This window comes from Paracoccus versutus (assembly GCF_000763885.1).
In the GTDB taxonomy this organism is placed as follows: domain Bacteria; phylum Pseudomonadota; class Alphaproteobacteria; order Rhodobacterales; family Rhodobacteraceae; genus Paracoccus; species Paracoccus versutus.
On the sequence record NZ_JRKO01000006.1, the window covers coordinates 61,402 to 81,739 of the forward strand.

General features: G+C 64.9%; 17 protein-coding genes and 1 pseudogene. 16 read left to right on the forward strand and 2 right to left on the reverse strand.

Annotation, left to right across the window (positions count from 1 at the left end; all coding sequences use genetic code 11):
* Positions 1–5: 5 nt before the first annotated feature.
* The 5 genes from IT40_RS03790 to IT40_RS03810 are packed head-to-tail and all read left to right on the forward strand — an operon-like array spanning position 6 to position 5,054.
* Positions 6–995: a branched-chain amino acid ABC transporter permease gene (locus IT40_RS03790; protein ID WP_052095726.1), complete on the forward strand. Its 990-nt coding sequence runs from the start codon at positions 6–8 to the stop codon at positions 993–995.
* On the forward strand, positions 992–1,801 hold the full coding sequence (locus IT40_RS03795) for an ABC transporter ATP-binding protein (RefSeq protein ID WP_084196829.1): 810 nt from the start codon (positions 992–994) through the stop codon (positions 1,799–1,801). The genes IT40_RS03790 and IT40_RS03795 overlap by 4 nt, the downstream gene beginning before the upstream one ends.
* Positions 1,788–2,516, forward strand: a complete 729-nt coding sequence (locus IT40_RS03800; RefSeq protein WP_036750831.1) for an ABC transporter ATP-binding protein — start codon at positions 1,788–1,790, stop codon at positions 2,514–2,516. Before IT40_RS03795 ends, IT40_RS03800 begins: the two co-directional genes overlap by 14 nt.
* Positions 2,517–2,529: 13 nt before the next feature.
* On the forward strand, positions 2,530–3,942 hold the full coding sequence (locus IT40_RS03805; RefSeq protein WP_036750833.1) for an FAD-dependent oxidoreductase: 1,413 nt from the start codon (positions 2,530–2,532) through the stop codon (positions 3,940–3,942).
* A gap of 20 nt (positions 3,943–3,962) precedes the next feature.
* Positions 3,963–5,054, forward strand: a complete 1,092-nt coding sequence (locus tag IT40_RS03810) for a zinc-binding dehydrogenase (RefSeq protein ID WP_243700180.1) — start codon at positions 3,963–3,965, stop codon at positions 5,052–5,054.
* Here the strand turns inward: IT40_RS03810 and IT40_RS03815 are convergent.
* On the reverse strand, positions 5,041–6,249 hold the full coding sequence (locus IT40_RS03815) for a Bcr/CflA family efflux MFS transporter (RefSeq protein WP_036750840.1): 1,209 nt from the start codon (positions 6,247–6,249) through the stop codon (positions 5,041–5,043). The two genes, IT40_RS03810 and IT40_RS03815, sit on opposite strands and share 14 nt — an antisense overlap.
* A 131-nt stretch (positions 6,250–6,380) precedes the next feature.
* Between IT40_RS03815 and IT40_RS03820 the strand changes: the two genes are divergently transcribed.
* The 11 genes from IT40_RS03820 (at position 6,381) to IT40_RS26595 (ending at position 19,412) form a co-directional block, all read left to right on the forward strand.
* On the forward strand, positions 6,381–7,265 hold the full coding sequence (locus tag IT40_RS03820; RefSeq protein WP_208021319.1) for an enoyl-CoA hydratase/isomerase family protein: 885 nt from the start codon (positions 6,381–6,383) through the stop codon (positions 7,263–7,265).
* Positions 7,266–7,280: 15 nt separating this feature from the next.
* Positions 7,281–8,075 (forward strand): SDR family NAD(P)-dependent oxidoreductase, encoded by a 795-nt coding sequence (locus tag IT40_RS03825; protein WP_036750842.1) that lies wholly within the window; start codon positions 7,281–7,283, stop codon positions 8,073–8,075.
* Between the two features lie 16 nt (positions 8,076–8,091).
* On the forward strand, positions 8,092–9,234 hold the full coding sequence (locus IT40_RS03830) for an acyl-CoA dehydrogenase family protein (protein ID WP_036750844.1): 1,143 nt from the start codon (positions 8,092–8,094) through the stop codon (positions 9,232–9,234).
* 3 nt (positions 9,235–9,237) lie between these two features.
* Positions 9,238–10,350: a PrpF domain-containing protein gene (locus IT40_RS03835; RefSeq protein ID WP_036750847.1), complete on the forward strand. Its 1,113-nt coding sequence runs from the start codon at positions 9,238–9,240 to the stop codon at positions 10,348–10,350.
* 89 nt (positions 10,351–10,439) lie between these two features.
* Positions 10,440–11,180, forward strand: coding sequence for a FadR/GntR family transcriptional regulator (locus tag IT40_RS03840; protein WP_036750853.1), 741 nt, complete (start codon positions 10,440–10,442; stop codon positions 11,178–11,180).
* Between the two features lie 76 nt (positions 11,181–11,256).
* Entirely contained in the window at positions 11,257–12,111 is an 855-nt protein-coding gene (locus tag IT40_RS03845) for an MBL fold metallo-hydrolase (RefSeq protein ID WP_084196834.1), read from the forward strand.
* 63 nt (positions 12,112–12,174) lie between these two features.
* Positions 12,175–13,839, forward strand: coding sequence for an AMP-binding protein (locus IT40_RS03850; protein WP_243700179.1), 1,665 nt, complete (start codon positions 12,175–12,177; stop codon positions 13,837–13,839).
* Between the two features lie 233 nt (positions 13,840–14,072).
* Entirely contained in the window at positions 14,073–15,071 is a 999-nt protein-coding gene (locus tag IT40_RS03855) for an ABC transporter substrate-binding protein (RefSeq protein ID WP_036750863.1), read from the forward strand.
* A gap of 91 nt (positions 15,072–15,162) precedes the next feature.
* Positions 15,163–16,260, forward strand: a complete 1,098-nt coding sequence (locus IT40_RS03860) for an ABC transporter ATP-binding protein (protein WP_036750865.1) — start codon at positions 15,163–15,165, stop codon at positions 16,258–16,260.
* Positions 16,261–16,278: 18 nt separating this feature from the next.
* Positions 16,279–18,072, forward strand: a complete 1,794-nt coding sequence (locus IT40_RS03865) for an ABC transporter permease (protein WP_036750868.1) — start codon at positions 16,279–16,281, stop codon at positions 18,070–18,072.
* 155 nt (positions 18,073–18,227) lie between these two features.
* The gene (locus IT40_RS26595) at positions 18,228–19,412 is read left to right on the forward strand and encodes a DcaP family trimeric outer membrane transporter (RefSeq protein ID WP_052095729.1); all 1,185 of its coding nucleotides are present in this window, start codon (positions 18,228–18,230) and stop codon (positions 19,410–19,412) included.
* Here the strand turns inward: IT40_RS26595 and IT40_RS27300 are convergent.
* Positions 19,334–19,654: pseudogene (locus tag IT40_RS27300) on the reverse strand (ATP-binding protein); the annotation flags it as partial. The gene IT40_RS26595 and the pseudogene IT40_RS27300 sit on opposite strands and share 79 nt — an antisense overlap.
* Positions 19,655–20,338: the final 684 nt, after the last annotated feature.

Here is a 20,338-nt window from a genome sequence, read left to right on the forward strand (position 1 = left end):
GGAGTATGTTCCGGAATGGAAACCTTGCCATCGTGCTGATTGTCGTCGCCGCGCTGATCCTGCCGGCGCTGCTGTCCAGCGGCTATCAGCTTCGCATGGTCTCGATCATCTGGGTCTTTGCGCTGCTGGCCATGGGGTTCAACCTTCTCTATGGCATCACTGGCCAGATCTCGATGGCACAACAGGCGTTTTTTGCGATCGGCGCCTATGGCTTCGCCATGCTTCAGGCCAGGCTGGGCTGGTCGCCCTTCGCCGCCCTGCCGGCGGCGGTGCTGATCGTGGCCGGCGTGGCCGCGGTGATCGGCCTGCCGCTGCTGCGGCTGCGCACCCATTACCTCGCCATGGCGACGCTGGCCTTTTCGCTGATGATGGTCGGGCTCACGAACAGGTGGGTCGAGTTCACCGGCGGATCGGCTGGCATCCAGATCCCGACCATCACGATGGGCGACTGGAGCATGAGCCGCGCCGGGCTTTACTATACGCTGGTTATCGTCGCGGCCATCGGCCTTGTCATCCACAACTTCATCATCTCGGGCCATCTGGGCCGCGCGATGCAGGCGGTGCGGGACGACGAGACGGGGGCCGAGTCGCTGGGCGTGAACGTCACCGCGGTCAAGCTGCGGGTATTCGTCCTGGCTGCGGTCTATGCTGCGGTCGGGGGCATCGGCTTCGGCCTTGTCAGCCGCCAGGTCAACCCCAGTTTCGGCGAGTTCCCGGTCATCGTCTCGCTGCTGACCATCGCGGTCGTCGGCGGCCTCGGCACCCGGTTCGGGCCGGTCATCGGCGCCATCGTCGTGGTGCTTGCGCCCCAGGCGCTCGCCCGGTTCGGCGAGCTTGAGACGCTGATCTATGGCCTGTGCCTGGGCGTGTTCCTGATCTTCCTGCCGAACGGGCTTTCCGGCGTCATGGAGCGCTGGGGCACAAGGCTGTTTCGGTCGCGTCCGCCGGCCCGCCAGCCCGTCGCCAAGAACGTTGTCGAGGGAGGTGCAAGATGAACGCGATGACCCCGAACATCGGCCAGGATGCGCCGCTGCTCGAACTGCGCAACGGCACCAAGCGCTTCGGCGGGCTGGTCGCGGTGAACGATGTCTCGTTCTCGGTGCGCAGCGGCGAGGTGGTCGGCCTGATCGGGCCGAACGGCGCCGGCAAGTCGACGCTGTTCAACCTGGTCACCGGCGTGGCGCAACTGTCGGTGGGCGAGATCCTGTTCGAGGGGCGGTCGATCACCGCCCTGCCGCTGCACAAGCGGCCCTCGATCGGCATGTCGCGCACCTTCCAGATCGTCCGCCTGTTCCCCGGCATGACCGTTTTGCAGAACGTGCTGATGGGCTTTCACCCGCAGCTTCCCGACGGGTTGCTGCGCACGCTTCTGGGCCTGCGGCACAGCTTGCGAGAGGAGCGCCGTGTCACCGAGAAGGCCATGGAACTGCTGCAATTCGTCGGTTTGGAGGATCTGGCCGACGAGAAGATCGGCGAATTGCCCTATGGCAAGCAGCGCCTGGTCGAGATCGCCCGCGCCATGGCCATCGAGCCGCGCATCCTGCTGCTGGACGAACCGGCGGCCGGTCTGAACGGCACCGAGACGGCCAATCTTGGCGCCATGCTGCGCGTCCTGAACGAACGGGGCGTCACCGTCCTGATCGTCGAGCACGACATCGACTTCATGATGGGGCTTTGCGACCGGATCGTGGTGCTGGACCACGGTATCAAGATCGCCGAGGGCGTGCCCTCGGAAGTGCAATCCGATGAAAAGGTCATCGAGGCCTATCTGGGGCGGAGGGGTAGCCGTGCTGCAGCTTGACAACATCCGGGCCGGATATAAGGGCACCGAGGCGCTGCACGGCGTTTCCATGTGGGTGGATGCGGGCACCATCGTCTCGGTCGTGGGCTCGAACGGCGCCGGCAAATCGACGACGGTGAACACGATCTCGCGGCTGGTGACCACCTATGGCGGCCGCATTACCTTCGAGGGACGCGACATCACCGGGCTGGGCCCGGCCGAGGTCGTGGACATGGGCATCATCCAGGTCCCCGAGGGCCGCCAGCTTTTCGGCCCCCTGACCGTGGCCGAGAACCTGCGGCTGGGCTTTCACCGCCAGCGGCGGGTCAAGAACCGCGAAGCCGCTTTCCGCGACAAGCTGGATTACATCTACGATCTGTTCCCGCGCCTGAAGGAACGCGCCGGACAGCGCGCAATCACCCTCAGCGGCGGCGAGCAGCAGATGGTCGCCATCGGCCGGGCCCTGATGGCCGAGCCGCGGCTGCTGCTGCTGGACGAGCCGTCGCTGGGTCTTGCGCCGCTGATCGTTGAAAAGATCTTCGACGTGCTGTCCGGGCTGCGCGCGCAGGGGCTGACCATGCTGCTGGTCGAACAGCATGCCGACGAGGCGCTTGCGCTGGCCGATTACGGTTTCGTGCTTTCGGTCGGCAAGGTGACGGTTCATGGTCCCGGCGTCGAGCTGCGTAGCAATGCGGCCGTCACCAGTTCCTATCTTGGCCATGCAGGCGCGGCGTGAAGGGCAGATACAGATGGAAATGAATGCGGATGTGGTCGTCATGGGCGCGGGCCTGGCCGGCCTGGTCGCTGCCCGGCGCGCGGCCGAGCTGGGTGCCAGGGTGGTGCTGCTCGAGGCGGGCGAGGGGCGCTACCCTGCCAACTCGCGCTATACCGGCGGCGTGTTCCATGTCGCGTTCGAGGACGTGACTGCGGGGCCGGCCGTGCTGCGCGACGCGATAAGCCGGGCTGGCGGGGATTGCCCCGATCCGGGCCTTGCCGATGCCTATGCCGCGAATGCCGGCAGGGCGATCGCATGGCTGGCCGTGAATGGCGCCGATTTCGGGCAGGGCGGCGACTTTCCCTGGATGAGCCGGATGCTGGTGCCCTTCAGCCTGCGCGAGCCGGGCTTTCCCAATCACTGGCCCGACAAGGGGGCAGAGCGCCTGCTGGAACGGCTGGGACGGGATTTCACCGAGGCCGGGGGCGCGTTCCTGCGCGGCTGGCGCGGGCGCAGCCTTCTGACCATGGACGGGCGCTGCTCGGGGCTCGAGGCCGTGCGGGCCGATGGGGACATGTTGCGGATTGTCGCCAAATCCGTGGTGATCGCCGACGGCGGCTTTCAGGGCGATTCCGAACTGGTGCGCGAGCATATCTCGCCGCGCCCGGAAAGCCTGTGCCGGCGCGGGGCCGGAACCGGGCGCGGGGACGGGCTGAAGATGGCGGCGGCGGTCGGCGCGAAGCTCGTGGGTCTCGACCGCTTCTATGGCCATGTCCAGGCGGCCGAGGCGATCCGCGACGACCGGCTCTGGCCCTATCCGATCCTGGACATCCTGGGGTCCTCGGCCATCGTGGTCGGTCCCGACGGGCGGCGCTTCACCGACGAGGGCAAGGGCGGCGTGCCGCTGGCCAATGCCATCGCGGCCTTGCCCGATCCCCTGTCGTCCTTTGTCGTCTTCGACCGCGCCATCTGGGAAGGGCCGGGTCGGGCTTTCCTGCTGCCTCCCAATCCCACCTTCGAAGAGCGCGGCGTCGCCATATTGCGCGCCGATACGCTGGAGCAGCTGGCCGATGCCGCCGGCCTGCCCGCCGAAAATCTGGCGCGGACGGTGGCGGACTACAATGCGGCGGTCGCCACCGGCAGCACCGCGCAGCTTCACCCGCCAAGAAGCTCGCGCACTGATACGCTTTCCGGTGCGGCTTGGCCGATCAAGGGGCCGGAATTCATGGCGATCCGCCTGTGCGCCGGGATCACCTATACGATGGGCGGCATCGCCATCGATCCCTCGGCGCGGGTCGTCTCGTGCGACGGCGGTGTCATTCCGGGGCTGTTCGCGGCGGGCTCGGCCACGGGCGGCCTCGATGGCGGGCCGGATTCGGTCTATCTGGGCGGACTGGCGCGCGCTGCGACCTTCGGCCTGCTGGCCGGCGAGGCCGCGGCTTCCTGATTATCGTTGGAGAGATTTCCATGGCAATGAAAGTGCGCGCCGCGGTGGCGCATCGGCAAAAGGTGCCGCTGACGATCGAGACGCTGGATCTGGACGGGCCGCGCGCGGGCGAGGTTCTGGTGGAACTCAAGGCGTCGGGACTGTGCCATTCCGATCTCAGCCTGTTCGATGGGTCGCGCGACTGGACCGACTATCCGCTGCTGCCGGGCCATGAAGGGGCAGGCGTGGTTCTGGAATGCGGGGCCGGCGTCACCTCGGTCAAACCGGGCGATCACGTGATCCCGGTGGCGATTCCGGAATGCGGCGAATGTCCGGCCTGCCGCAGCACGGTCACCAATCTGTGCGACCATTATTTCCAGCCCTGGCCGCGGCGGCCCTTCAGCCTGGACGGCCGGCCGGTGCGCGCCTTTTGCGAGCTTGGCACGTTTGCCAGCCACATCGTGGTGCGCGAGACCCAGGTCTGCCGCATTCGCAAGGACGTGCCGCTGGAAACGGTGTGCTGCCTGGCCTGCGCCGGCGCCACCGGCATCGGCGCCGCTGCCTATACGGCCCGCGTCGCGCCCGGCACGACCGTGGTGGTGTTCGGCCTGGGCGGGATCGGCACCAACGTTGTCGACGGGGCACGGATCTGCGGCGCCGCGCGGATCATCGGCGTCGATACCAACACGGCGCGCGAGGCCTCGTCGCGGCTGGCGGGCGTCACCGATTTCATCAATCCGCGCCAGGTGGACGACGTGGTCGGCCATATCCGCGAGATCACCGGCGGCGGCGCGGATTACAGCTTCGAATGCGTGGGCTCGGCCGAACTGTGGCGTCAGGCGGTGGAATGCACGCGGATCGGCTGGGGCATGGCCGTGATGGTCGGCGTGCCGCCCAGCGTCGAGACGGTCGCCTTCCGGCCGCGGTCGATCCTCGAGGGCCGGCGGATCATGGGATCCTATCTGGGCAACGTGAAGACCCGCACCGAACTGCCGCAGCTTGTGGAGTGGTTCGTCGAGGGCAAGCTGTCGCTGGACCAGCTGGTCACGCATCGCATCAGCCTCGACCAGATCAATTCCGGCTTCGATCTGCTGAAACAGGGCAGCGCCCTGCGCAGCGTCATCGTCTACTGAACCACCGCAGAGAGATGGGACAGAATGCGGCGGCCGCGACGGCGCTGGCCGCTAGCAGCACCAGCGCCATTGCCAGTTCAAGCGGCACCGGCAGCATTCCGGTGGCCGCGATGATCGCGGCTCCGGTCCCCATCTGGGTGCAGCCGTAAAGGCCCGAGGCAGCGCCGATCGCCGCAGCCTCGGCGCTGATCGCACCGCTCATGGCAAAGGGGCTGCAAAGCCCGATGGCGAAGGAGATGGCCATGATCGGCAGGTGCAGGCTCAGAAGGCTCAGCCGGCCCGCAAGGACAAGACCCAGCAGGAACAGACTGGCCGCCAGCATCGTCAAGCTGGCCGTCTTGACCACGGTCTGCACCGGCAGGCGGCCGGCAAGCCGGCTGGCCAGCAGGCTGCCCAAGGTCAGGCTGCCGACCACGACCAGGAAGGCCAACCCCACCTGATCCGGCGTCAGGCCGAACTGGGTTTTCAGGATGAAGGGCGCTGCACCGACAAAGGCATAGAAGCTGGTGGTGGCAAAGGCGCCGCCGATGCAGAAGCGCATGAAGACCGCGTTCTGGCGCAGCGCCAGGATACGCCCGAAATAGGCGCGGATGTTGATGTCGCCGCGATTCGCATGGGTCTCGGGCAAGGTGGCCAGGGTGATCGCCAGCAGCACGGCGTTCATGCCCGCAAGCAGCACGAAGACGGCGCGCCAGCCGAAATGCAGGGCAACCTGCCCGCCGATGATCGGGGCGAAGGCCGGGCCGATGCTGATCGCGGCGCCAAGGATCGCCAGCCGGGCGGTTGCGCGATCCGGTCCCGCCGTGTCGCGGGTGATGGCCCGGCCAAGGACCAGGCCCGCGCATCCGCCGATCGCCTGGAAGACCCGCGCGATCAGCACTGCCCCCAGGCTGGGCGCGACGACAAGCGCCGCGCTGGACAGGACATAAAGCAGAAGCCCCGCAAGCAGCACCGGGCGGCGGCCGAAACGGTCTGACAGCAGGCCCAGCAGCAACTGCCCCAGCGACAGCCCGATCAGATAGGCGGTAATCGACAGCTGCATTGCGCCCGCCGAGACGCCCAGATCCCGCGCTGCGTCCGGCAGCGCCGGAACGAAGATGTGGATCGGGAAGGTGCCCGCGATGGTGATCCAGACCAGGAACATCAGGGATGGCGCGCGCGAGAGGCGTTGGGGCGGGGAACGCAGGAAATCCATGGCCGATCCATAAGCAAGGGGTGTTTTCGCCGCCAATTTCTTCTTTGACATTCTTCGCGGCGGGTCAGAGAGGCTTGACACATGTCGGCATTTGGGTCAACGGTTGAACCAATGAAAATTGGAGGACCCCTATGTCAGAGGATCTGAGCGATCGCGTGCTTTACGAAGCCCGCGACGGCCGCGCCTACATCACCCTGAACCGGCCGGAAAAGCGCAACGCGGTCACCTATGAGATGTTCGACCGGTTCATGGAGCATATCCGCACTGCCGAGGACGACGACGACGTGCGCGTCATCATCATCCGCGGCGAAGGGCCGGATTTCTGCACCGGCCACGACCTGGCGCAGGTCGGCTCGGAATACGGCTTTTCGGCCGACAAGGATGCGCGGCGTCCCAGCCAGCGCCGGCGCATCCACTTCGACAAGCGCCATGTCGAGCAGTTCCGCGAGCTGTTCTATTGCGTCAAGCCGACGATCTCGCTGGTCCAGGGCAATTGCGTGGGTGCGGGCACCTATATCGTCGAGGCCTCTGACCTGGTCATCGCCGCGACCAATGCCAAGATCGGCCACCCCGAGCAGAAGATGATGCTGGCCGGCGCGGCCTACATGACCACCTTCAACATCCTTGCCATGGGTCCGCGCAAGGCGCGCGAGATGCTGCTGCTGGGCACCACCGTGAACGGCACCGAGGCCGTCGAGCAGGGGCTGGCCAACAGGGCGGTGCCGCCCGAGGAACTGGCCGCCGCCGGCGAGGAATGGGCCGAGCGGATCGTGCGCCTGCCGCGCGATGCCATCGCCATCGGCAAGGCCGCGACCCATATGGCGATGGATTCGCTGGGGATGACCTCGCAATTCATCTATGGCTATGTCGGCCACGCCCTGGGCACCAACATCCGTTACGAGCCGGATGAGCAGAACTTCATGAAGCTGCGCCGCGACAAGGGCGTCACCGGGGCCTCGAAGGAACGCGAGGGCCGCTTTGAAAGCAGCGGTTCCGACGCCGGTTCCAAGCCTTGAGCGGGGGGCAGCATCATGCAGACTGACCTGGAAGGCCGCAGTGCCGTCGTGCTGGGCGGCACCAAGGGAATCGGCCGCGCCGCGGTCATCAAGCTGGCGCAATCTGGCGCCAGCGTGGTGATCCAGGGCCGTGATGCCCGCGCGGCGCAGGAACTCATTGCCGAGTTGAAGGACTATCGCGGCATGCGGCTGTTCGTGGAAAGCGATCTGCTGAGCTATGAGGGCATCGACACGGCCGTGCGCACCGCGAAAGAGGCTTTCGAGCGGGTCGATATCGTCGTCGCCAGCGGCGGCCCGAAAGAGCCGCGTCCGAAGCTGTTCGTCGACACCAGCCCCGAGGAAAGCATCGCCACCATCGAAAGCCGGCTGATGCCGCGGCTGCACGCGCTGCATGCGGCGGTTCGCTACATGGGCGATCAGGGCTATGGCAAGGTCATCCTGCTGACCACCGACGCCGCGCGCATCCCGACGCCGGCCGAATCGATGATCGGCGCGGCGGGGGCGGTGGTCATGTCGCTGACCCGGTCCCTGGCGCAGGAACTGGCGGGCCTCGGCATCCGCGTCAACGCCATCGCCACCACGCTGACGACCGGGACGCCGGGGCATGACACCTTCCTCAAGGCGCAGGCCTCGGGTTCGCAGGAGGTCATCGTGCGCGCCTTCAACAAGGTCGCGGAGCGGGTAAAGTTCCGCATGAACTCGGCCGAGGACCTGGCCGAATACGTCCTGTTCCTCGCTTCGCCTGAAAGCGATCAGATTTCCGGCTCCACCATCAGCATCAACGGCGGCCTGTCGTTCCCCAGCTATTAGGCCGCAAGGATCCGTCATGCTTTACAACGAAGAACACGAGGCCTTCCGCGATGCCATCCGCAAGATGGTGCAAAAGCACGTCGCGCCCATCGTCGCCGATCTCGAGGCGACCGACCGCTTTCCCGCCGAGCTTGTCCCGGTCTTCGGCGACATGGGCCTGCTGCAGCTTTGGCTGCCCGAGGAATATGGCGGCCCCGGCGGCAACCTGACGCTGGTCTGCATCGCCAAGGAAGAGATCGCCAAGGTCTCCCTGGCGGCCTCGACGCTTTGCGCGAACAATTCGATCTCTTTCATCCTGCCGATCCTGAACCACGGCACCGAGGAACAGAAACGGAAATACCTGCCGCTGGCGGCGGAGGGTCGGCTGATCTCGGCCATCGCGATCACCGAGCCGCAGACCGGATCGGACGTGTCGTCGCTGCGCACCCGCGCGGTCCGGGACGGCGACGACTGGGTGATCAACGGACAGAAAAGCTGGATCACCTGGGGGGCGGATGCGCATTACGCGATGGTCTTTGCCCGGACTTCGGACGAGCCGGGTTCGAAGGGAATCAGCGCCTTCATCGTCGATACCACCACGCCGGGCTTCCGGGTCGGAAGCAAGGAGCACAAGATGGGCCGGCACGGCTCGCCCAGCCACGAGCTTCTGTTCGAGGACATGCGCGTGCCCGCCGACTGCCTGCTGGGCGAGGAGGGGCAGGGCTTCATCGCCTGCATGAAGACGCTGGACCTGAACCGCCCGACTATCGCGGCCGGTTCGCTGGGGCTGGCGCAGGGCGCGCTGGACGCGGCCGTGGCCTACAGCAAGGAACGCCAGCAGTTCGGAAAGCCCGTCGCCCATTTCCAGGGCCTGCAATTCAAGCTGGCCGACATGGCGATCAAGGTCGAGGTGGCGCGCAACATGCTCTACAACTGCGCGGCCGAGATCGACTCGGGCGATCATTCCCGGCTCAACATGCTGTCCTCGATCACCAAATGCTTCGTCACCGACATGGCGATGGAGGTCACGACCGAGGCGGTCCAGGTTCTGGGCGCCTATGGCTACTCGACCGAATTCCCGGTCGAACGCATGATGCGGGATGCGAAGGTCAACCAGATCATCGAGGGGACCAACGAGATCCATCGCATGATCATCGCCCGCCGTCTGCTGGCGGCCTGAGCCATGGCGCTGCGATCCCTTCCCGCGACCTATATGCGCGGTGGAACCAGCCGGGCGCTGTTCTTCGACCGCGCCGACCTGCCCTTGCTGCAGGGTGACGATACCGCGCCTTGGGACCGGATCTTTTGCGCGGCGATGGGCAGTCCCGATCCCTGGCAGCGCCAGTTGGACGGGATGGGGGGTGGCATTACCTCGCTCTCCAAGGTGGCGGTGATCGGTCCGCCGACCCATCCTGAAGCCGATGTCGATTATACCTTCGCGCAGGTCGATGTGACGGCGCCGGTCGTCGGCTATCGTGGCAATTGCGGGAACATCTCCGCCGCCGTGGGGCCTTATGCGCTGCATCGGGGTCTGGTGAGGGTCGAGGGCGACCGGGCCAGTGTCACGATCCACAACACCAACACGCGCAAGTTGATCCGGGCGCGTTTTCCGGTCGAGGCCGGCCGGCTTGCGACAGAGGGCGATCTGGCCCTGGATGGGGTCGCGGGAAGTGCGGCGCCGATCGAGCTGTCCTTTCCCGATCCCGGCGGAGCCGCGACGGGCCAGGTCTTTCCGACCGGCCTGCGTCAGCAGGAGCTGCAGATCCCCGGGCATGGCTCGGTTCGGGCAACCATGATCGACGTCTGCAATCCGCTGCTGATCCTTGAAGCGCCGGATTTCGGGTTGGCCGGGGATGAAAGCGCGGCTGGGCTTGCTTCGGATGCCGGCTTGCTTGTCAGGCTTTCCGAGGCGCGATGCCTTGCCGCGACGATGATGGGCTTGGTCGAAGCTGCCGAGGTCGCGCGCAGGGAACTGCGAAACTTGCCGCTGGTCGCCGTGATCTCGCGGACCGAGGAGGCCAATCTTCGCGTCCGCATGTTTTCGTCGGATCAGCCGCATAAAGCGTCGCCGCTAACAGGGGCGATGGGCCTCGCCGCAGCGGCGGCTATTCCGGGGACCCTGGCGCATGAGACTGCCCAGGTCGCCACAGGGGCGGGAAGCTTCCGCATCGCGCATGTCTCGGGCGTGCTCGAGGTTGCGGCCAGGGGCGAGTTTGACATCCCCGAGCCACTGGTCACGGAAACCACCGTGCTGCGAACCGCGCGGGTGCTGATGCAGGGCAGGGTCTTCTATTGAGCCTACCCGCCCTTGCGCTACCTGCATTAATGGTTCATCTTTTGAAAAACCTGCTTATATGCAGGATGAGATGAGACAGGGATTGCTGCATGTCTGACGCGAGCGACAAACCGTTGGCCACCTATGCGCCGGTTCATACGAAACGCGCCTTCGAGGAGGTCACCGATCAGATCCGGGGCCTGATTGCGCGCGGCGCCCTGCGTCCGGGGGACCGCTTGCCTTCCGAGCGCGAGCTGGCCGAGCAGTTCAGCCTGTCCCGTAATACGGTGCGCGAAGGATTGCGCGCGCTCGAGATCGCCGGGATGCTGGAGTTGCGCAAGGGGGCGACCGGCGGCGCCTTCGTGCGCGAGGGGCAGGGCGATGCCGTCATTTCCAGCTTCGCCGACCTGTTCATCTTGGGGAAGATCCAGCCCGGACATCTGACCGAGGCGCGCCAGATCGTGGCGGTCGCGGTTACGCGGCTGGCCTGTCAACGCGCCAGTGAAGAAGATCTCGACGAGTTGGAGGCGAATTTCGAAGCGAGCCGCCAAGCCGTCAGCCGGGGCGATTTTTCCGAGCGGACCCGCATCAATCTAGAGTTTCACCGTTTGCTTGCGAAATGCACCCGGAATCCGGTGCTCATTGTCATCTATGATGCGATGATCGAGATTCAGCGGCAGATGCTGGAAGTGCTGCCGGCAGCACCCAATAGCGCCGTGATGCCTTCGCGTGAACGGCTGCTGGGTTATTTGCGCGCCCGGGATGAAGACATGGCAGCGCATGAAATGGAAAGCAATCTGCGTCTGTTGCAGCAGCATTATCTGGCCGAGCAGGCCAAAGGCTCTGCCTGAAGGCGTCGCAACGCGATGCTTTGACTTTCGGCACGAATGCTGCAATGGTTGAACCTTAGAACATTCTGAGGTGACCATGGCTTTCCTTGCCGAGCCCATTCCCCCGCGTCAGATCCCGCTACCTGTCATTCCGGGGGTTTGTCGCATCGTGGCGCCGAATGCCGGTCCGATGACCTATCACGGCACCAACACCTATCTGATCGACATGCCAGATGGGGTGGTAGTGCTGGATCCGGGTCCAGAGGATGCGCCGCACCTGCGTGCCGTGGCAAAGGCCACCAATGGGCGCGCCATGGCCATTCTGCTGTCGCATGGACATGCCGATCATTGTGCCGGGGCGTCGATGCTTGCCGACATGCTCGGTGCTCCCATTCTGGGGCATGAAAGCTTCACCTCTCGCGTCGCCTCGATCACCGGACGGTTGCGGCACGGCGACCGGATCGGAGAACTGACCTGCCTGCACACGCCGGGTCATGCCATGGACCATCTGTGTTTTGCCCTTCCCGGCGGGATCGTCTTCAGCGGCGATCACGTGATGTCATGGTCAAGCAGCGTGGTGCCTTTCCCTTCCGGGGATATGCGCGCCTATCTTGCCAATCTGGAAATGTTGCGGGATCGGCGGGACCATTTGCTTCTGCCTGGGCACGGACCCGCGGTGCCATCCCCTTCGACTTTCATCGATCAACTAATTGATCGCAGGCTGAAGCGTGAGGGGGCGATCATGAAGGCGCTGGGATCGACGAACAGTACGCCGGAAGAGCTTGTCCACCGTCTTTATGAAGGGCGCGCTTCGCCGGTCTGGCGGGCGGCGTTGCATAATGTGCGTTCGCATCTTGAAAAGCTGCAAGCGGACGGGCGCGTGGTCAGCGTGGAGGACGGTCGTTGGCAGGCGGTAGCGAGCTCCGAACAGCGCGAAATTTATTGTCTATAGGTTCAACCATTGATATGCTACTTGCCAAGTGATTGAAGCGGGGACAGGATGGATACTTACCTGATGCAGAAACCTGGCCGCGGCCGCTGGGGTGACAAGTTCCTGCGCGCCGAGCGGAAATGGCAAAGTTGGCACATGCAGGACCATGTCGGGCCAGATCGGCCGTTCCCGCTTGTCCTGGAGGGCAAGGCGCTGCGGCAGGCACATCGGACGGCTCTTCGCTTCGGCGATACGGTGCTCAGCTATGAGCAACTTCACCAGGGCATCAACCGCTTCGCCAATGGCTTCCTTTCCCTGGGCCTGCGTCCGGGAGAGCGAGTTGCGCTGATGCTGCCCAACTGTCCCGAGGCGCTGTTCTCGTGGTGGGGGGTGAACCGGATCGGCGGGGTGGACGTGCCAATCAACATATCGCTGCGCGGCGAGGGCCTTGCCTATCAGATCGCGCAGGCGCATTGCGTTGCCGTGGTGGTCGAGGATACGCTGCTCGAACGGCTGCTGCCGCTTCTGGAGGGGCTTCCGTCGCTGCGGCATGTCATCGTGATGGGGCCTGGGCGGCTTCCATCACTGCCTGTCGGATCCGCCATCTCTTTGCACGATCTTGTCTCGCTGTCCGAGGCAACCCCGACCTTCCGCCCCGATTATCGCGACCTTGCCAGCATCATCTACACCTCAGGCACCACCGGGCGGTCCAAGGGCGTGATGATCGGCCATAATTACTGGTACGAGATCTCTTCGGAAGCCGTGCGCTATGCCCGCTATACCGAGGACGACATTCTCTATGGCGGCCTGCCGCTGTTCCACGTCAGCGCCCGGGGCACCACCGTGGGGCCGGCGCTGCTGGCCGATGCCAGCGCGGTGATCGCCGAACGCTTCTCGGCCAGCCGGATGCTGGACGATTGCCGCCGCTGGGAATGCAGCGTCGCGAAATATATCGGTGGCATCATGCCCATCCTGATGAAGCAGCCCTGCCGCGACGATGACTGGGACAATCCGCTGCGCCTTGTTGTCGGCGCCGCAGCGCCGGTCGATCTGTTCGATGCCTTCGAAGCGCGGTTCAACACCCGGATCCTGGAAGGCTATGGCCAGACCGAGGCGACGCTTTGCCTGGTGAACCCGATCGACGCGCGGCGACCCGGATCCTGCGGCAAGCCGATCACCGGCTGGGACGTGATGATCGCGGATGACGGCGACAACGAATGCCCGCCGGGCGTCGTGGGCGAGATCGTCGCGCGCCCGCAGCGTCCATTCCTCGGCACGATGGGCTATGATGGCATGGCGGAGGCCACGCTTGCCATGATGCGGAACTATTGGCTGCATACCGGCGACCTGGGATACAAGGATGCCGACGGCTATTTCTTCTTCGTGGACCGGAAATCCCAAGCGCTGCGGCGGCGGGGCGAGAACATCTCGTCCTTCGAGGTCGAGGCGGTTCTGGACCAGCATCCGGCGGTGCTTGAATCCTGCGTCGTCGGCGTGCCCTCCGAACTGGGCGAAGAAGAGGTGAAAGCGGTGGTCGTCCTGCGCAAGGGGCAAGAACTCGACCCGGCGCAGCTGATCGACTGGTGCCGCACGCGTCTCGCCTATTTCGCGATCCCACGTTATGTCGCCCTGCGCCACGCCTTGCCCAAGACCCCCAGCATGCGGGTCGAAAAGCACCGGCTGAAAGCCGAAGGGGTCACCGCCGATTGCTGGGACCGTGAAAAGGCCGGCATCGTCCTGGAACGATGATCGGTGCCCCGGCCGTATCGGCACCGGCGAGGGCCGCTGTTTTGTGCAGTAGAACCCGAGTTTCCTTTCTTCCTTGGGCACAAGAACCTTGACTCGACAGGCATAGGTTATATGGTTGAACCAATGATATGCCTGATAGGGAGGAAACAGGCATGAGAACGGAAATCCGTACTCTGGCTTCGATGGCAATTGCGGCATTGCTGTCGGTCGCAACAACCTTGCAAGCGCAGGAGATGCCGGTCCCCGCCGACGAGGCGGCGCTCTACGAGATGGCAAAGTCCGAAGGCAGTCTGGTATGGTATTCGGGCGGGGCGCTCGACACCACCAAGGCCATGGCAACGGCCTTTCAGAAGAAATACCCCGGCATCAAGGTCGAGGTCATGCGCCTGCCCGGCGCCTCGCAATACCAGCGCTTCATGGAAGAGGTTGCCGCAGGTCACGACATCGCGGACATCCTCTGGCTGAGCGATCATCCCAGCATGGTAGCGCTGGTGGATGACGGGATGGTCGCCGAATGGAAGATTCCGACCTATGACCGCTTCGATCCCCGCTATCTGATGGGGCAGTCGGCCTATGCGTTCAATCGCGTGGACTCGGTCATCATCTACAACGAGAACCTGGTGTCCGAGGAAGAGGCTGCGCTGCTGCGGGCGGACTGGCGCAATGTCCTTGATCCGCGCTTCGCCTCGCGCTTTGCTGTGACTTCGGCCAAATGCGGGGCCTGCTACGCGCCGATCAGCCTGTTTCTCGATCCGGCCCAGACCAAGACCTATCCCGAGGATTTCCTGGAACAGGTCGGTGCGCAGAAACCGGCGGTCTATGGCGATTTCATCGCCATGGTCGACCGCGTCGTCGCGGGCGAGAAGGATTTCGCCTATTGGAGCTTCGAGTCCATCGCTGCCACCCGGCGCGCGCAGGGGGCGCCGGTGCGCTGGGTCTATCCGCAGCCGACGCCGGCTTTCCCCAGCACCTGGATGGCGATTTCGGCCACGGCGCCACATCCGGCCGCGGCCCGGCTTTTCCTGAACTGGATGGGCAGCGAGGACGGCGCCCTGTCGCTGCAGCGCGACTATTACAGCAAACCCACCCTGCAAGGCGTCGAGGATAGCCGCAGCTTCGTCAGCGAGGACTGGTATGAGCCGCCGGCCGAGCTTTACGAGGTCGATTTCGAGAATTGGCCCGAGCGCTACGAGACCGACATGGCCCGCTGGGTCAAGGCGATCCAGCAATAAATAGGCCACGCGATCCATCCCGACACCGCGCCTCGCGCCGCCGGGATAGGCCGTTCCCCTTTTAACCTGACCAATCAAACGGGATGCGCTCATGTCTGGCATCAGCTTGCAGTCGGTTCACAAGTATTATGGCGCCTTTCACGCGGTGAAGGGCATCAACCTCGAGATCGAGGACGGCGAATTCGTCGTGCTGCTGGGCCCGAGCGGCTGCGGCAAAACCACCACCCTGCGCTGTGTAGCCGGCCTCGAGGGCGTTTCGCAGGGTCGCATCGACTTGGGAATGAAGACCGTCTCGACCGCCGAACTGTCGATCCCGCCCGAGAAGCGCGACATCGGCATGGTGTTTCAATCCTATGCGATCTGGCCGCACATGACCGTGGCCGAGAACGTGGCCTTCGGCTTGCGGCTGAAGAAACTTCCCGCGCGGGACATCGCCCGGCGCGTGACCACCGCGCTGCGCCGCGTGGGGCTGGAACATCTGGCCGGGCGCGGGGCAAGCCAGCTTTCCGGTGGGCAGCAGCAGCGCGTCGCGCTGGCGCGCGCCATCGTGCTCGAACCCAAGGTGCTGCTGTTCGACGAACCGCTCAGCAATCTGGACGCCAAGCTGCGCGAGCGGATGCGGTTCGAACTGCGCCAGTTGCTGCAGGGGCTGGGCATCACCTCGCTTTACGTCACCCATGACCAGCAAGAGGCGATGGTGGTCGCCGACCGCATCGTGCTGATGAACGAAGGCCGGATCGAGCAGATCGGCTCGCCCCACGACATCTATTACCGGCCCTCGACGCTTTTCGGGGCAGAGTTCGTCGGCCTTGCCAACCGGCTGCGCGGGCGGCTGGTTGCCAGCGGCAGCCATAGCCGCGCCCGCCTGGCGAACGGCGAAGAAATTGCCGCGGGCCCGACCAGCCTGCCGGTCGGAGCCGAGGTCGAGTTGATCGTCCGCCCGGAACTGGTCGAGCTTTCGACGAACAATCCGGGCGGCGAGCATGTGTTCCGCGGCAAGGTCGAGACCAGCTATTTCCTCGGCAATATCGCCGATCTCTATTTCAGCGTGCTGGGCCAGCAGATGCGCGGACAGCTCAGCCCGCCGAACCGCTGGGAAAGCGGACAGGAGATCTGGGTCCGCATCGACCCGGCCCATGTCCTCGTCTTCCCGGTTCCCGCGGCGGCCTCGGCCGTCCGGGCCGCCTGATCCGAAGGAGCAGCAAACATGGCAATCTCCGCGATCCAGGGCAGGGAAAGCGCGGCGGGCGACCTGCGCCTGTCGCAACAGAAGGAGCATCGCCGCGCCGCCAGGATGCAGCGCTGGTTCGGGCCCGAACGCATCCTGTGGATCATCCTGATGATCGTCGTCCTGGCCGTCTCGATCGCGCCGCTGGTCTTCGCGGTGGATGCCTCGTTCTACGAGGAAACCAAGGTCGGCCTGAGCGACAAGCGCAGCCTCGATGCGGTTATCAACGTCTATTTCTCGCACGAATACCTCGGGTATCTGGCGAACGCGCTGGCGCTCTCGGCTGTGGTGACGGGGCTTTCGCTGGTGGTTGGCGTCTTCATGGCACTGCTGGTGGCGCGGACGGACCTGCCGCGCAAGGGGCTGATGGAGCTTCTCGTCATCATGCCGCTGTTCGTGTCGCCGTTCACGGGCCTGATCGCCTGGATCGCGCTCGGCTCGGAGCGGACCGGCTTCATCAATGTCGCCTGGGTCCGGTTCTGGCAGGTCTTCGGCGTCGATGCCGGGCCGCTGGTGAACATCTGGAGCTTTGGCGGCGTCGTCTGGGTGATGTTCCTGTTCTTCTGCCCCTTCGTCTATCTGTTCACCATCGGGGCCATGCGCAACATGGACGCCTCGCTGGAGGAAGCCGCCCGCGCCAGCGGCGCCGGTCCGGTCTATACGCTGACGCGGATCACCATACCCATGTCGACGCCGGCGATCTTCTCGGCGGGGCTGCTGGTCTTCATCCTTGCGGCCGAGCTTTACACCATCCCCGGCATCATCGGCACCAACGCGGGCTTCACGACCCTGCCCTGGAAGATCTACGAGGATTCCACGGCCTTCCCGGTTCACCGTGCCCATGCCGCTGCGGCCGGCACCATGATCCTGTGGATCGCGCTGATCGGGCTTTTGCTGCAACGGCGCATCACCCGGCGCAGCGAACGCTATGTTACCATGGGCGGCAAGGGGTTCAAGGGCCAGCTTCTGCCGCTGGGCGGGTTGAAATGGCCGGCATTCGCGATTCTGGCGCTTTATGTGCTGTCGGCCGACATCCTGCCGCTTTTCTCGATCGTGCTGTCCTCGTTCATGCGCTTCAGCTCGGCGACGATCAGCCTGGATCTGCTGACCCTGGATCACTACCGGACGATCTGGAACCTGCCCGATGTGCGCTCGGCCACCCTCAATACCTTCATCCTTGCGGTGCTCAGCGGCGCGGCCTGCGTGGTGATCGGATTTCTCATCAGCTTTCTCGAGGTCCGCCGCGCTGGCCGGGGCGCACGGCTTCTGGCGATGCTGGCGGTGCTGCCGGCGGCGGTGCCGGGAATGGTCTACGGGATCGGCCTGCTCTGGCTCTATCTGCGCACGCCGCTCTATGGCTCGATCTGGATCCTGCTTCTGGCAATGATCGCGAAGTTCCTGCCCTATGGCGTACTGGTCAGCCGCTCGGGGATCATGCAGGTTCACCCCGAGCTTGAGCAGAGCGCCCGCATGTCCGGTGCCTCGCCCCTGCGCGCGGTCCGCGCCATCCTGATGCCGATGGTCAAGCCGACGATGATCGCGCTGCTGTTCTTCGTCATGCTGCAATCCATCAAGGAGCTTTCGGCCTCGGCGCTGCTCTATGGGCGCAACAGCCAGACGCTTTCGGTGCTGACCTGGCACTACATGGACGGCGGCGAATATCAGTTCGCCTCGGCGGTCGGGGTGGTGCAGACGGTCCTGATGATCGGCCTCGTCCTGCTGACGCGCGCGGCCTTCAAGGTTCGCCTCGAGCGGGTGATGGCCTCGGAATAAGACCACCGGGATGCCCGGCAGGCGCCGGCATCCCGTGCAAATCTCAACGACATGACGAACACGGGGTGCAGGCATCCCGGTAGTCCTTTGCGGCTCCGGGCCAGGGGAGTCGCATGCGCAAGCAAACTGGCATCACACCGAGAGGGAGGATCAAGATGACAACCAAATGGACGACGGGACGAAAGACCGGTCTGCTGGCCGTGGCGCTGCTGGGCTGCGGCGCGGCGGGCGCATCGGCACAGGATCTGGCCGCGCTCGAGGCGCGGATCGCGGCGCTCGAGGCGGAAAAGGCCGCCGCGCCGGCGGTGACGGCGGGGCCAGGGGTGAAGCTGTCCTTCTATGGCTTTACCAAGCTCGACCTGGTCGGCGACAACAACTATGACCTCGGCTATACGACCGGCGGCATGGCCAGCGTAGGGGAAAGCTCGGTCCAGGACGGCGGCAGCGGGGCGACGGCGTTCGAAAGCCGGCTGGGCGTCAAGGGCAGCATCGACACCGAGATCGGCGAGCTGAAGTTCAACATCGAGGGCGATTTCTACGGCGCGGCCAGCGGCAGCGGCAATTTTCGCCTGCGCCATGCCTATGGCGAGGTCGGGCCGCTGCTGGCCGGCCAGACCTGGACGAACTGGATGCCCTTCGAGGGCACGCCCGGCGCGATCCAGGACTTCAACGGCGCGGCGGGCGGCACCAACTACCGGGTGGCGCAGCTGCGTTATACCTTCCGGCCGAATGAGCAATGGCGCCTGTCCTTGGCCGTCGAAGAGGATTACGCCCCCGGCGCGCAGTCGAACCTGGCGCTCACGGCTTTCGGCGGCTATGCCTCGCCGTGGGTGAAGGCGGGCTTGGGCGTGATCGCACGCAATCTTGAAACCAATGCCGGCGAGACCGTGCGGGGTCTCGGCTATGCGCTCGGCGCGGATGTCGAGGCCTGGCAAGGCGGCAAGCTGCAGCTGCAATATGTCGGCGGCAAGGGGATCGCGACGGCGATGAACAATGCCGGCGCGGCGACGATCGACCTCACGACGGGCGGGAAATACGCCTATGATATCGACGCCAATGGCGATGCGATCAAGGTTCACGGGCTGAAGGCCGGCATCACCCAGAAGCTGGGTGAAAAGAGCGACATCTCCGTGGCCTATGGGATGCAGCGCTTCGACGATTATGCCGGAGTGGCGGACAGCGCGACCAAGCAGATCAGCTCAACCTACCTGACCTATCGCTACTTCGCCACCAAGCAGCTGATGCTGGCGGCCGAGGTGAGCTATCTGGAGCGCGAGCAGTTCGACGGCACCAGCTTCGACAACACCCGCCTGCAGGGGGTGGTGAAGTTCACCTTCTGACGCAAAGAGGGGCCGCCCGAAAGGGCGGCCCAGTGGTAATTGTGCGTGGGTGAAGTTTCTATGAGCAACCTGTTCTTGCTGACGAAGAAAGATTGGGCGCGCTCGGCATTGCGGCATCCGTCGCCTGCGATCGTCACGGAGATATGGGTCTTTCCGGACCCGGTGCTGCCGACCAGCACGACATTGCGCTGCTGGCTGAGAAATTCGTCGCTGGCCAAGTCACGCGCCAGCGTCTCGTTGATCTCGACGACCAGCAATTCCGCCACGATCTAGACGGGGTTCATGCTGGCGGTGGATGGCGATCGCCATGAGATCCTGCCCGCCGGTGTGATTTCCAGCGTCCGTGCTCGGGTGCAACACCGGACCCAGCCCTGATTCAACGTATGGGCGCAGATGGCGTCTCCCAGAACTCGTGCCAAATGGGGGCGGCGCGCGCTCCAGTCCAGACAGGACCGGCAGATGGGGCGGGTCCTCCGCGTGTCAGGCATGAGGAGGCCGAGGCTTTGCATCCGTGCGCGTCCGATTCCGGTCAGGGCCGCAGCTTCGCCTGCAATTTCGACCACGCTACAGGCTTGCAGGGCATCGGTGATGCTGACAGCCGCGTCAGCGCCAGCGGGTTGTCATATGTGAAGGCGCAGGGCAGATCGCAAGCCCGATGATTGAGGATATGTAGCCCAACGGGTAGTCGCGCATTAGGACTGGCCTATGCGGCCAGCAGTTCCGGGGCGGGTGATGCGGCTTGATGCAAAGGCAAGTATTTCTGGAATCGCGCCCCCGCAACCACTTCTGTCATAACTCGCTAGAAATCGAAGTGTAACAACCGCTTGCGCCGAGACTGACGGATTGCACAAAGCCCCGGACGCGAAAGCGCCGGGGCTTTCGCCACTCAGCACGGTTTGATTGGCGATATTCAGTTAATGGTTGCT

What these genes read in the sequence shown, in the direction of transcription:
- IT40_RS03790 (WP_052095726.1), top strand. Translation starts at nt 6, where the DNA reads ATGTTCCGGAATGGAAACCTTGCCATCGTGCTGATTGTCGTCGCCGCG.
- IT40_RS03795 (WP_084196829.1), top strand. Translation starts at nt 992, where the DNA reads ATGAACGCGATGACCCCGAACATCGGCCAGGATGCGCCGCTGCTCGAA.
- IT40_RS03805 (WP_036750833.1), top strand. Translation starts at nt 2,530, where the DNA reads ATGGAAATGAATGCGGATGTGGTCGTCATGGGCGCGGGCCTGGCCGGC.
- IT40_RS03810 (WP_243700180.1), top strand. Translation starts at nt 3,963, where the DNA reads ATGGCAATGAAAGTGCGCGCCGCGGTGGCGCATCGGCAAAAGGTGCCG.
- IT40_RS03815 (WP_036750840.1), bottom strand. Translation starts at nt 6,249, where the DNA reads ATGGATTTCCTGCGTTCCCCGCCCCAACGCCTCTCGCGCGCGCCATCC.
- IT40_RS03820 (WP_208021319.1), top strand. Translation starts at nt 6,381, where the DNA reads ATGTCAGAGGATCTGAGCGATCGCGTGCTTTACGAAGCCCGCGACGGC.
- IT40_RS03825 (WP_036750842.1), top strand. Translation starts at nt 7,281, where the DNA reads ATGCAGACTGACCTGGAAGGCCGCAGTGCCGTCGTGCTGGGCGGCACC.
- IT40_RS03830 (WP_036750844.1), top strand. Translation starts at nt 8,092, where the DNA reads ATGCTTTACAACGAAGAACACGAGGCCTTCCGCGATGCCATCCGCAAG.
- IT40_RS03835 (WP_036750847.1), top strand. Translation starts at nt 9,238, where the DNA reads ATGGCGCTGCGATCCCTTCCCGCGACCTATATGCGCGGTGGAACCAGC.
- IT40_RS03840 (WP_036750853.1), top strand. Translation starts at nt 10,440, where the DNA reads ATGTCTGACGCGAGCGACAAACCGTTGGCCACCTATGCGCCGGTTCAT.
- IT40_RS03845 (WP_084196834.1), top strand. Translation starts at nt 11,257, where the DNA reads ATGGCTTTCCTTGCCGAGCCCATTCCCCCGCGTCAGATCCCGCTACCT.
- IT40_RS03850 (WP_243700179.1), top strand. Translation starts at nt 12,175, where the DNA reads ATGCAGAAACCTGGCCGCGGCCGCTGGGGTGACAAGTTCCTGCGCGCC.
- IT40_RS03855 (WP_036750863.1), top strand. Translation starts at nt 14,073, where the DNA reads ATGCCGGTCCCCGCCGACGAGGCGGCGCTCTACGAGATGGCAAAGTCC.
- IT40_RS03860 (WP_036750865.1), top strand. Translation starts at nt 15,163, where the DNA reads ATGTCTGGCATCAGCTTGCAGTCGGTTCACAAGTATTATGGCGCCTTT.
- IT40_RS03865 (WP_036750868.1), top strand. Translation starts at nt 16,279, where the DNA reads ATGGCAATCTCCGCGATCCAGGGCAGGGAAAGCGCGGCGGGCGACCTG.
- IT40_RS26595 (WP_052095729.1), top strand. Translation starts at nt 18,228, where the DNA reads ATGACAACCAAATGGACGACGGGACGAAAGACCGGTCTGCTGGCCGTG.